This is a genomic window from Amaricoccus sp. (assembly GCF_036846665.1).
Classification (GTDB): Bacteria; Pseudomonadota; Alphaproteobacteria; order Rhodobacterales; family Rhodobacteraceae; genus Amaricoccus.
In genome coordinates this window covers 1-10,842 of sequence record NZ_DAIUBO010000126.1, presented here as the reverse complement: position 1 = coordinate 10,842, position 10,842 = coordinate 1, and the positions used below count along the sequence as shown (strand labels likewise).

Genomic DNA, 10,842 nt, shown 5'->3' with positions numbered 1-10,842 from the left:
GACGGCACCACCAACTTCCTGCACGGCCTGCCGCATTGGGCGGTCTCGATCGCGCTGGAGCACAAGGGCGAGATCGTGGCGGGCGTGATCTACGACCCGGTCAAGGACGAGATGTTCGTGGCCGAGAAGGGCGCCGGCGCCTGGCTGAACGACCGCCGGCTCCGGGTCTCGGGCCGGCGGGAGATGATCGCCATGCTGTTTGCGACCGGCGTGCCCTTCGCCGGGAACCCGACCCTGCCGCAATCCCTGCGCGAGATCGCGGCGCTCAATCCCCAGACCTCCGGCATCCGGCGCTGGGGCGCGGCGGCGCTCGACCTCGCCTATGTGGCCGCGGGGCGGTTCGACGGCTTCTGGGAGCGCGGCATCCATCCCTGGGACATGGCCGCGGGCTGCCTGCTCGTGCGCGAGGCCGGCGGCTTCGTCGGGCCGCTCGACGAGGGCGCGGGCATCTTCGAGACCGGCAGCGTCGTGGCCGCCAATGCCAATATCTTCGAGACGCTCACCCGGACGCTTCGATCCGTGTGATCTCCGCCGCGCCGGCGGTGAGGCGCCCCGATGCGCGGTCGAAGCGCAGATGCGCCAGCCCGCGGTCGCCGGCGACCGACAGGAGCCGCCCGGCGGGCCTTTCGCCGGCGAGCACTTCGGTGCCCGGCGGCGGCGCCTCGCCGGTGACGCCCACCGCGACGAGGCCCTTTTTCAGCTCGGACTTGTGCTTCATGCGGGCGGTCACCTCCTGCCCGACGTAGCAGCCCTTGCGGAAGTCGACGCCGTTGAGGCGCTCGAAGCCCATCTCGAGGATGTAGCTGTCCTCCGCGACCAGCTCGGCCCCGGTCTCGGGCACGGCGAGCTCGATGCGCCGCCGCGCGTAATCCGCCGGCTCGAGCCGGTCGAGCCCGGCGAGCAGGGCCTCCGGATCCGCCAGGATCGCGCGCCAGCCGAGCCGCGCGTCGCGGGGATCGGCGAAGGCGCCTTCGGGCGCGGCGCCCTGCCCGAGCACGACGCCGAGCGCCGTCGCCTCGATCGCGACGGCGGCGCGCAGCCGGTAGAGGCCGAGGCGCTGCGCCAGCGCGGCGGCGCGCCCGGCCGCCACCTCGACCAGCACGTCGCCGCCCTCGGGGACGAGGAAGAAGTCGAAGAGATACTTGCCCTGCGGCGTGAGCAGGGCGGCGTAGAGCGCGCCTTGGTCGAGCCGCGCCACGTCGTTGGTCACCAGGCCCTGCAGGAAGGGCCGTGCGTCGCGCCCGGAGATGCGCAGCACGGCGCGGTCGCGGGCATGAAACGCGCGTGTGGTCATGGGGCCTCCTCCCGGCGAAGATAGGGCGGGCTGCCCGCGCCGCAACGGCTCACCCCGCGGCTGCGGCGAATTGCAGCGCGTAGAGCTCCGAATAGAGCCCTTCGAGCGCCATGAGCTCGGCATGGCTGCCCCGCTCGACGATCCGGCCGCGGTCCATGACCAGAATCAGGTCCGAATCGAGCACGGTGGCGAGCCGGTGCGCGATCACCAGCGTGGTGCGGCCGCGCGCCAGGCGGTCGAGGCCGAGGCGGATCTGCGCCTCGGATTCGGCGTCGAGGGCGGAGGTCGGCTCGTCGAGCAGCAGGATCGGCGCGTCGCGCAGGATGGCGCGGGCGATCGAGAGCCGCTGGCGCTCGCCGCCGGAGAAGCTCTGCTCGCTCGGGACGATGCGCGTGTCGTAGCCCCGCGGCAGGGCGGCGATGAATTCGTCCGCCGCGGCCGCCTGCGCCGCCGCCTCGATCTCGGCCCTTTCCGCGCCGCGCCGGCCGAAGCCGATGTTCTCGGCCACCGTGCCCGAGAGCAGGATCGATTCCTGGCTGACCACCGCGATCTGGTCGCGCAGGCTCGCGAGCGTCAGGTCGCGGATGTCGATGGCGTCGATCAGGATGCGGCCTTCGGTCGGATCGTAGAGCCGGGGCAGAAGGTTGAAGACCGTCGACTTGCCCGCCCCGGAGCGGCCGACCAGGGCGGTCTTCATGCCCGGCTCGACGGTGAAATCCACCTGCTCCAGCGCCCGGTGGCCGTCGGGATAGGCGAAGGAGACGGCCTCGAAGCGCACCTGGCCGATGGCCCGGGGGATGGTGCGCGCGCCGTCGACGATCGTGTTCTCCACGTCGAAGAGCATGAAGACCCGGTCGAGCGCGGCCCTTCCCTGCACCGCCGTGGCGAAGGTGCCGCCGAGGCGGCGCGCGGGGCCCGCGACGATGCCGAGGCCGGTCAGCAGGCCGGTGAAATCGGCGATGCTCATGGTGCCCGCCGCGATGCGCCGGCCCACGAGATAGAGCAGCAGGGCGATCGCGATGCCGAGCAGGAATTCCATCACCGGGGCCACGCGCGCCTGCCAGCGGTTCTGGCGGATCCGCAGGCCGAAGAGCTTCTCGAAGATGCCGTCGGCATTGCGCGACAGCGGCTCCTCGAGCCGGTAGGTCCGCGCCATGCGGATGCCCGCGAGCCCCTCGGTCACCTGCGTGGACATGGCGGCGACCTCGGCCTGGGTGCGCCGCGAGATCCGCCTGAGCCGGCTGCCGATGATGTTCACCGGGACCAGCGCCAGCGAGAAGATGCCGAAGATCGCGAGGGTCAGCTGCCAGTCGATGCTGAGCATGACGAAGAAGGTGAAGACGATGGTGAGGATCCCGGTCACGCCGCCCATGATCGCCTTGACCGCGCCGCCCACCAGGCTGATGTCGGAGGAGAACCGCGCCGCGAGCCCGGCCGGGGCCTCGGTCTGGAGCCGGGCGAGATCGGTGCCGACCAGCCGCGCGAACATCTTCTTGCGCAATTCGGTCTCGACCCGGGTGACGGCGCGGGTGGCCGTGGTCTCGCGCAGGTATTGCGCCGTGGCATTGACCGCGGTCAGCGCCAGCACCGCCGCCGGCGCCCACCAGACGGCGCCCTGGTCCCTGGCCTCGAAGGCGGACATGACGATCTGGATCAGCTTGGCATAGGCGCCGCTCGCCGCCGCCACCACCACGGTCATGGCGATGGCCAGCGTCATCAGCATCCAATGCGGCGCCAGCCAGTCGCGCCACAGCCGCAGATAGGGCCGCACCGGCACGGGATCGGGCTGGGGCGCGTCGGGCATGGGCGGTCCGGTCGGGCAGCGCCGGGCAGCGTCCCGGCCGGTGGCGGGCCTAGCATGCGCACCGCAGGCGGACAAAGCGGAATCGGCATTTTCTCCGCCCGGGCGGCCCGGTAGTGTCGCGGCCATCGCTCCGGAGCCCCCGCCATGTCCCTCAATCACGGCCGCGACCTGACCGCCATGCCCGGTCCCTCGATGATCCCCGACCGGGTCCTGCGCGCCATGCACCGGGCCGCGCCCGACATCTACGGCGAGCCGCTGATCGGGATGACGGCGACGGTGATGTCCGACCTGAAGCGCCTCGCGGGGACCGCCGGCGCGGTCGCGGTCTATATCGGCAACGGCCATGCGGTCTGGGAAGCCTCGGTCGCGAATCTCTTCACGCCGGGCGAGCGGGTGCTCGTCCTCTCGACCGGGCGCTTCGGGCTGAGCTGGGCGGAGACCGCGCGGCGCATGGGGATCGCGGTGGAGGTGATGGATTTCGGCTTCCGCGCCGCGGCCGATCCCGCGCGGCTGGAGGCGCGGCTGCGCGCGGACCGGGAGGGCGCCCCGCTCAAGGCGGTGCTGACCGTCCAGACCGACACGGCCTCGGGGGTGCGCAACGATGTGGCCGCCCTGCGCGCGGCGATCGACGCGGCCGGGCATCCCGCCCTCTTCGCCGTCGATTGCATCGCCAGCCTCGGCTGCGAGCCCTTCGAGATGGACGCGCTCGGCGTCGACGTGATGCTGGGAGCCTGCCAGAAGGGGCTGATGACCCCGCCCGGCGTCGCCTTCACCTTCCACGGGGCCCGGGCCGAGGCGGCGCGCATCCCCTGCCAGAGCCCCTATTGGGACTGGGGGCCGCGCACCGCGCCGGAGGAATATTACCAGCAGTTCTGCGGCACCGCGCCGACGCATCACCTCTTCGGCCTGCGCGAGGCCCTCGACATGCTGCTCGAGGAGGAGGGGCTCGGGAACGCCTGGAGGCGCCACGGGGTCTTCGCCCGCGCGATCTGGGCGGCGGTGGAGACCTGGGGCGGGGCGCTGGAGCTCAACATCGCCGATCCGCGCCAGCGCAGCCACGCCGTCACGACGATCCGCACCGCGCCGGGGCTCGCGACGCGGGTGCGCGCCTGGTGCGCGGAATCCGCCGGGCTCACCCTGGGCGTCGGCCTCTGCGGCCCCGACCAGGACCGCGACAGCCTCTTTCGCATCGGCCATATGGGGCATCTGAACCCGCCCACGATGCTCGGGGCGCTGGCGACCATCGAGGCAGCGCTCGAGGCGCTGGGGGCTCCCCGTGGCGCGGGCGCGCTGGAGGCCGCGGCGGGGGTCGTCGCGCGGGCCGGCGACAGCCTGCCGAAATCGCCCGACGCCGGATAAATGGCGTGGAAATCCTGCGATATTGCCGCTAGGCCTAGCCTCCGACGGCAGTTTTGCGCCGGCTATTGGAGACCGAGATGAAACAGGGCCTTATCTTCGCCGTGCTCGCGACCGCGCTGGTCGCCGGCTGCACGAGCAATCCGCAGACCAACAAGGAACTCCAATGCGCCGGCGGCGTGTTCGGCGGTGCCGCGGTCGGCGGCCTCATCGGCAACCAGATCGGCGGCGGCACCGGCAAGCAGCTCGCCACCGCGGCCGGCGCCGGGCTCGGCGCGGCGGCGGGGACCCAGACCGCGGCCTGCCAGTAGGCCCTGCCCCGGCCCGGCGGCGTTGACGCGGCGGGCGGTCGCGACTACCTCTGTGCCGCCGGGCATTTCCCGGCGGCATTTGCATTTCCAGGGGGGCGAGACATGGCAGATCTGATCGCGGTGGTATTCCCATCGGAAGAGAAGGCCGAGGAAGTTCGGCAGAAGATCCTCGGCATGACCAAGGATTACATCATCGACATCGGCGATGCGGTGATCGCGACCAAGACCGAGTCGGGCAAGGTCAAGCTCAACCAGCTGATGAACACCACCGCCGCGGGCGCCGCGGGCGGCAGCTTCTGGGGCCTGCTGATCGGCGTGCTCTTCCTCAATCCGCTGCTCGGCGTCGCCGCGGGCGCCGGCGCGGGCGCGCTGGCCGGCGCGCTCACGGATGTGGGCATCAACGACAAGTTCATGAAGGGCCTCGCGGCCGAGGACATCCAGCCCGGCGAGGCGGTGCTCTTCGTGCTGGTCAAGAAGGTCACCGGCGACAAGGTGCTGGCCCAGCTCGAGGGCGTCGGCGGGCGCATCCTGCAGACCTCGCTCGACCATACCCGCGAGGAGCGGCTGCGCGAGGCGCTCGAGGGCCACATGAAGACCGAGGCGGCGGAAGCGCCGGCGTCCTGATACCGACGGGCCTTCGGCCGGGCCGAGGCTGCGGCTCGGGACAGGGATAAGGCCGCGCTCAGCCCCGTTCCGCGGCGCGGGACAGGGCCTGGGGAAGGGCGGCGGCGAAGGCCTCCAGATCGGCGTCTTCGCCCGCCGTCACCCGGATGCAGCGGTCGAGCGGTGCGACGCCGGGCATGCGCACGAAGATGCCCTGCGCGGTCAGCTCCGCCAGCACCGCCCGCGCGAAGGCGCCGTCGCGCCCGCAGTCGACGGCCAGGAAATTCGTCGCCGAGGGCAGCGCGGCGAGTCCGTTCGCCGCGGCGATCTCCGCGAGCCTTGCGCGGGACCGGGCGACCTTCCCCACCACCGAGGCCAGCCAGCCCGGGTCGCCGAGCGAGGCGAGCGCGCCCTCCTGGGCGATGCGGTTGACGCCGAAATGGTTGCGCACCCGGTCGAAGGCGGCGATCAGCTCGGGATGGCCGATGGCATAGCCGATGCGCGCCCCGGCCATGCCATGGGCCTTGGAGAAGGTGCGCATGCGGATCACCCGCGGCTCGGAGGGGTCGAGCGGCGGGATGGCGCCCGGGGGCGCGAAATCGGCATAGGCCTCGTCGAGGCAGAGCACCGCCTGGCCGGGCAGCCGGGCGATCATCTCGCGGATGCGCCCGGCGTCGTGCCAGCTGCCCATGGGATTGTCGGGATTGGCGAGGTAGACGAGCGGCGCGCCGGCCTTGCGGGCGGTCAGCAGCAGCGCTTCCGGATCCTCGGAATCGCCCCGGTAGGGCACGGTGAGGATCTGCCCGCCGAAGCCCGTCACATGGTAGTTGAAGGTCGGATAGGCGCCCGCGGAGGTGACGACGGGCGTGCCGGGGCCGACCAGCAGGCGCACGAGATTGCCGAGCAGCGCGTCGATGCCCTCGCCGACCACGATGCAGGCGGCGGGAAGCCCGTGATGCGCCGCCAGCGCCGCCTTCAGCTCGTGGTTCTCGGGGTCGCCGTAGCGCCAGGCCAGCGCCGTGGCCTCGGCCATGGCGGCGATGGCCCGCGGCGAGGGGCCGAAGACGCTCTCGTTGGCGCCGATGCGGGCGATGAAGGGCCGCCCGAGCCGGCGCTCCTGGGCCTCCGGGCCGACGAAGGGCACGGTGGCGGGCAGGCCGGCGGTGAGCGGGGTCAGGCGCATGGCGAAGCCGGTACCACATGCGGCACTTCGTCAAAAGTCTGATCTCGCGCCGGAAAACGATGCTGGCCTCAGGATTGCGCGTCGTCCCGGCGGTCGGCTTCGGCCTGCTCGGCGGCCCAGGCGCCGGCAGCCTCCACCGCCACCGGCGAGGCGGTGGGCAGCACGCCCAGGTAGCTCTCGGTCTGGTCGACCGGAACGGCCGCGCGCTTGGTCATGCGGTAGAGCGCGTAGAGCGCGATGGCCGCGAAGGTGGCGCCGAGCACCAGCCAGAAGGCGAAGGGGCCGAAGCGCTGCATAGCCCAGCCGGCGACCAGCGGGCCGAGGATGGCGCCCAGACCGAAGGTGAAGACCAGCCCCCCGGAGGCGGCCGGCATGTCCTCGGTCGAAAGGTAATCGTTGGTGTAGGCCAGAAACAGCGCGTAAAGCGGCGTCGTCACGCCGCCGGCGAAGAAGGCGGACGCCATCAGCGGCCAGAGACCGCCGCCGGTTATCCAGCCGAAAGCGCAGGACGCCGCGCCGAGGGCGGAGGCGCCGAAGATCAGCCAGCGCCGGTCCACGCGGTCCGACAGCCAGCCGATCGGGTACTGGAACACCAGCGCCCCGGCGAAGAGCATCGCCACGAAGAGCGCGATCTGATCCGCCGTCATGCCGATCTGGGTGCCGAAGACCGCGCCCATGCCCGATTGCGTCGCGTAGACCGCGCCGAGCAGGAAGATCCCGACGGTGCCGAGCGGCGAGCCGGAGAAGAGGTCGCGCAGCGCCATCGGGCGGGCGACCTCGGTGGTCGGCGCCCGGCTGGCGGAGAGCAGGATCGGCGCGAAGGAGATCGACACCAGGATCGAGGCCCCGATGAAGAGGTTCGCGGTCGCCGCGTCGCCGAGCGTCAGGAGCCCCTGCGCCCCGATGATGCCCAGGGTCTGCGCGATCATGTAGGCCGACAGCACCTTGCCGCGCGTCTCGTTGGTCGAGGCGTCGTTGAGCCAGCTCTCGGCGGTGACGTAGATGCCGGACATGCAGAAGCCCACCAGCAGCCGAAGCGGCGTCCAGGCCCAGGGATCGACCACGAGCGGGAAGGCGATCAGCCCGGCCGACATCAGGCTGCCAAGCGCCGCGAAGACGCGCACGTGCCCGACCCGGCGGATCAGCACGGGGCTGAGGCGCGCCCCGGTCAGAAGGCCGGCGGAATAGGCCGATGTGACGATGGCCAGTTCCGTGGCGGAGAACCCGTCGATTCCGCCCCGCAGGCCGATGAGGGTGAAATGCATGCCGTTGCCGAGCATGATCAGCACGATGCCGAGCAGGAGGGCCCAGACACCGGACAATACGTGGAACATGGAACGTCCTTTCGGCCGTCGGGGTCTTTTCGCCGGCAGCGCCGGCGCTGGTTGGTTGCACCCGCCGCTGCGCTAGAGGCCGGCGAGACGGGCCTCTGCCGCGGAGAGGATCGCGATCTCCTCCTCGGCGGCCTCGAGGCGGGCGCGGTTCTCGTCGACGACGGCCTCGGGCGCATTGGCGAGGAAGGCCGCGTTGGCGAGCTTGCCGCGCAGGCCGTTCGCTTCCTTGCGGAGTTTCTCCAGCGCCTTGGCGAGGCGGGCGCGCTCGGCCTCGAGGTCGATGACATCCGCCAGCGGCAGGCAGAAGCTGCCACCCTCGCGGGCGATGGTCACCGCACCCTTCGGCGCGGCATCGGCGGTCTCGAAGCGCTCGATCCGCGCGAGCCTTGCGACCAGCGCGCGGTTGGTCTCGAGCGCCGCCGCCTGGGCGGGTGCCAGTTCGAGCTCGATCAGCGGGATCTTCGCCCCGGCCGGGACGTGCATCTCCGCCCGCACCGAGCGGATCTCCTCGATCAGCCCGATCACCCAGCCCATCTCGGCATCGGCCGCGGCATCGACCAGATCGGCGCCGTAATCCGGCCAGTCGGCATGGACCAGCAGCCCCGCGCGCTCGGCCATCTGCCCCCAGAGCGCCTCGGTGATGAAGGGCATGACGGGATGCATCAGGATCAGGCATTGGTCGAGCACCCAGGCCATGGTGGCGCGGGTCTCCGGCGCCGCGGCCTCGTCCTGGAAGAGCGGCTTGGCGAGCTCCACGTACCAGTCGCAGACCTTGCCCCAGACATGGGCATAGAGCGCGGCCGCCGCGTCGTTGAAGCGATAGGCGGAAAGGGCCGCGTCCAGCGTCTCGCGCAGGCGCCCGGTCTCGCCTACGATCCATTTGTTGGCGGTCCGGGTGACCGCGCGCGGGTCGAAGTCCGGGTCCGGGCGGCAGCCGTTCATCTCGGCGAAGCGCGCCGCGTTCCAGAGCTTGGTGCCGAAGTTGCGATAGCCGGCGATGCGGTCCCTGGAGAGCTTCAGGTCGCGCCCCATCGCCGCCATGGCGGTCAGGGTGAAGCGCACGGCATCGGCACCGTATTCGTCGATGAGCTCGATCGGGTCGAGCACGTTGCCCAAGCTCTTGGACATCTTCTTGCCCTTCTCGTCGCGGACGAGGGCGTGGATATAGACCTCGCGGAAGGGCACCTCGCCGGTCAGCTCCAGCTGCATCATCATCATCCGGGCGACCCAGAAGAAGATGATGTCGAAGCCGGTGACGAGCACGCTGGAGGGGTAGTAGCGCGCCATCTCCGGCGTCGCCTCCGGCCAGCCCATGGTGCCGATCGGCCAGATCCCGGAGGAGAACCAGGTGTCGAGAACGTCGGGGTCGCGGAAAAGTGGTAGCGGGTCGTTTGGTTTCCGGTCAGCTAAGTAGCTTTCGGCCTCGCGGCGACTATTAAAGCCCCTAAAGTCCCACTCTTGTCCGGTCTCATCACGGTATTTTTGCCTTGCTTTCTCAATGGCTTTCGATTCGGTCAATGCGGCAAAGCGCCAAGTCTCAGTGAAGAAGCCGGGAAAAATGGTCTCTTGGTCTGGATCCTGACCGTACCAGCAATCGGGACCATACCACACCGGGATCTGGTGGCCCCACCAGAGCTGGCGGGAGATGCACCAGGGCTCGATGTTCTCGAGCCAGTGGAAATAGGTCCTCTCGTCGCGTTCGGGCAGGATGCGGGTGCGGCCGTCGCGCACGGCGTCGAGCGCCGGGCCGGCGAGCTTCGCGGCGTCGACGTACCATTGGTCGGTGAGGAAGGGCTCGATGGCGACCTTGGAGCGGTCGCCGTGGGGGACCATGTGGGTCTCGGCGTCGATGCCGTCGAGCCAGCCCTGTTCCTCGGCGAGCGTCACGATCAGGTCGCGCGCCTCGTAGCGGTCGAGGCCGTGGAAATCCGCCAGCTCGTCGGCGGGCGCGATGCCCTCGTGGAAATCTCGGTTGTCCTTGAGCGCGATGCAGGCGCGGGTGTCCATGATGTTGATGGCCGCGAGGCCGCAGCGCTTGCCGACCTCCCAGTCGTTGAAGTCATGCGCCGGCGTGATCTTGACCGCGCCGGTGCCCTTCTCCGGGTCGGCGTATTCGTCGGCGACGATCGGGATCGAGCGGCCGACCAGCGGCAGGCGCACGGTCCTGCCGACGAGGTGCCGGTAGCGCGGATCCTCGGGATGCACCGCGACGCCGGTGTCGCCGAGCATGGTCTCGGGTCGCGTCGTGGCGACGACGAGATAGTCGCGGGTCTCGAAGGCGGTCGGCCGACCCTCGTCGTCCCAGGCGACCGGATGCTCGTAGCTGGCCCCGCCCTCGAGCGGATAGCGCAGCCGCCAGAGATTGCCGCGGGTCTCGACCTGCTCCACTTCCAGATCCGAGATCGCCGTCTCGAAATGCGGGTCCCAGTTCACCAGCCGCTTGCCGCGGAAGATCAGGCCCCTGTCGTAGAATTCCACGAAGGTTTTCAGCACCGCGTCGTGGAAGCCGGGATCCATGGTGAAGCGGTTGCGGTCGAGGTCGAAGCTGTCCCCCAGCCGCCGGCATTGCTCGAGGATGGTGCCGCCCGAGCGCTCCTTCCATTCCCAGACCTTCGCGACGAAGGCCTCGCGGCCCATGTCGCGGCGGCCGATGTTGCCGGCCTTCGCGAGCTCGCGCTCCACCACCATCTGCGTCGCGATGCCGGCATGGTCGAGGCCGGGCTGCCAGAGCACGTCGAAGCCCCGCATCCGGTGCCAGCGGGTGAGGATGTCCATGAGCGTGTGGTTGAAGGCATGGCCCATGTGCAGGCTGCCGGTGACGTTCGGGGGCGGCAGCAGGATGCAGAAGGGCTCGGCGCCGGGCCTCGCATTGGCGCCGGCGCGGAAGGCGTCCGCGGCCTCCCAGGCGGCCGCGATCTGGGGCTCCGCCGCGCTGGCGTCGAAGGTCTTTTCCATCG

At 70.8% G+C, this 10,842-nt stretch carries 9 protein-coding genes; 4 read left to right on the top strand and 5 right to left on the bottom strand.

Going from position 1 to position 10,842, the window contains the following annotated elements:
* Nucleotides 1–525, top strand: a 525-nt coding sequence (locus V7050_RS12870) for an inositol monophosphatase family protein (RefSeq protein ID WP_324410626.1), incomplete at its 5' end; no start/stop codon positions are given.
* Here the strand turns inward: V7050_RS12870 and ygfZ are convergent.
* Both ygfZ and V7050_RS12860 read right to left on the bottom strand, forming a co-directional pair.
* Entirely contained in the window at nucleotides 500–1,294 is a 795-nt protein-coding gene (gene ygfZ / locus V7050_RS12865) for a CAF17-like 4Fe-4S cluster assembly/insertion protein YgfZ (RefSeq protein ID WP_324368293.1), read from the bottom strand. The two genes, V7050_RS12870 and ygfZ, sit on opposite strands and share 26 nt — an antisense overlap.
* A 49-nt stretch (nucleotides 1,295–1,343) precedes the next feature.
* Nucleotides 1,344–3,098 (bottom strand): ABC transporter ATP-binding protein, encoded by a 1,755-nt coding sequence (locus V7050_RS12860; RefSeq protein ID WP_324368292.1) that lies wholly within the window; start codon nucleotides 3,096–3,098, stop codon nucleotides 1,344–1,346.
* A gap of 144 nt (nucleotides 3,099–3,242) precedes the next feature.
* On the opposite strand from V7050_RS12860, the gene V7050_RS12855 reads away from it, so the two are divergent.
* From V7050_RS12855 to V7050_RS12845, 3 genes are all read left to right on the top strand, one after another.
* On the top strand, nucleotides 3,243–4,457 hold the full coding sequence (locus V7050_RS12855; protein ID WP_324368289.1) for a pyridoxal-phosphate-dependent aminotransferase family protein: 1,215 nt from the start codon (nucleotides 3,243–3,245) through the stop codon (nucleotides 4,455–4,457).
* Between the two features lie 77 nt (nucleotides 4,458–4,534).
* On the top strand, nucleotides 4,535–4,765 hold the full coding sequence (locus tag V7050_RS12850; RefSeq protein WP_324368287.1) for a glycine zipper 2TM domain-containing protein: 231 nt from the start codon (nucleotides 4,535–4,537) through the stop codon (nucleotides 4,763–4,765).
* A gap of 102 nt (nucleotides 4,766–4,867) precedes the next feature.
* Nucleotides 4,868–5,389: a DUF1269 domain-containing protein gene (locus V7050_RS12845; protein ID WP_324368285.1), complete on the top strand. Its 522-nt coding sequence runs from the start codon at nucleotides 4,868–4,870 to the stop codon at nucleotides 5,387–5,389.
* A gap of 58 nt (nucleotides 5,390–5,447) precedes the next feature.
* On the opposite strand, the gene V7050_RS12840 is transcribed toward V7050_RS12845, so the two are convergent.
* From V7050_RS12840 to V7050_RS12830, 3 genes are all read right to left on the bottom strand, one after another.
* Nucleotides 5,448–6,551 carry a pyridoxal phosphate-dependent aminotransferase gene (locus V7050_RS12840; protein ID WP_324368284.1) on the bottom strand — a complete coding sequence of 368 codons (1,104 nt, stop codon included), beginning with the start codon at nucleotides 6,549–6,551 and terminating at the stop codon, nucleotides 5,448–5,450.
* Nucleotides 6,552–6,619: 68 nt separating this feature from the next.
* Nucleotides 6,620–7,885, bottom strand: a complete 1,266-nt coding sequence (locus V7050_RS12835; protein ID WP_324368282.1) for an MFS transporter — start codon at nucleotides 7,883–7,885, stop codon at nucleotides 6,620–6,622.
* A 72-nt stretch (nucleotides 7,886–7,957) separates the two neighbouring features.
* A complete protein-coding gene (locus V7050_RS12830) occupies nucleotides 7,958–10,840 on the bottom strand; it encodes a valine--tRNA ligase (protein WP_324410624.1) in 2,883 nt (960 codons plus the stop codon).
* Nucleotides 10,841–10,842: the final 2 nt, after the last annotated feature.

Bases quoted from the DNA above. Each gene is read 5' to 3' on its own strand.
- ygfZ (WP_324368293.1), bottom strand. From the start codon at position 1,294: ATGACCACACGCGCGTTTCATGCCCGCGACCGCGCCGTGCTGCGCATC.
- V7050_RS12860 (WP_324368292.1), bottom strand. From the start codon at position 3,098: ATGCCCGACGCGCCCCAGCCCGATCCCGTGCCGGTGCGGCCCTATCTG.
- V7050_RS12855 (WP_324368289.1), top strand. From the start codon at position 3,243: ATGTCCCTCAATCACGGCCGCGACCTGACCGCCATGCCCGGTCCCTCG.
- V7050_RS12850 (WP_324368287.1), top strand. From the start codon at position 4,535: ATGAAACAGGGCCTTATCTTCGCCGTGCTCGCGACCGCGCTGGTCGCC.
- V7050_RS12845 (WP_324368285.1), top strand. From the start codon at position 4,868: ATGGCAGATCTGATCGCGGTGGTATTCCCATCGGAAGAGAAGGCCGAG.
- V7050_RS12840 (WP_324368284.1), bottom strand. From the start codon at position 6,551: ATGCGCCTGACCCCGCTCACCGCCGGCCTGCCCGCCACCGTGCCCTTC.
- V7050_RS12835 (WP_324368282.1), bottom strand. From the start codon at position 7,885: ATGTTCCACGTATTGTCCGGTGTCTGGGCCCTCCTGCTCGGCATCGTG.
- V7050_RS12830 (WP_324410624.1), bottom strand. From the start codon at position 10,840: ATGGAAAAGACCTTCGACGCCAGCGCGGCGGAGCCCCAGATCGCGGCC.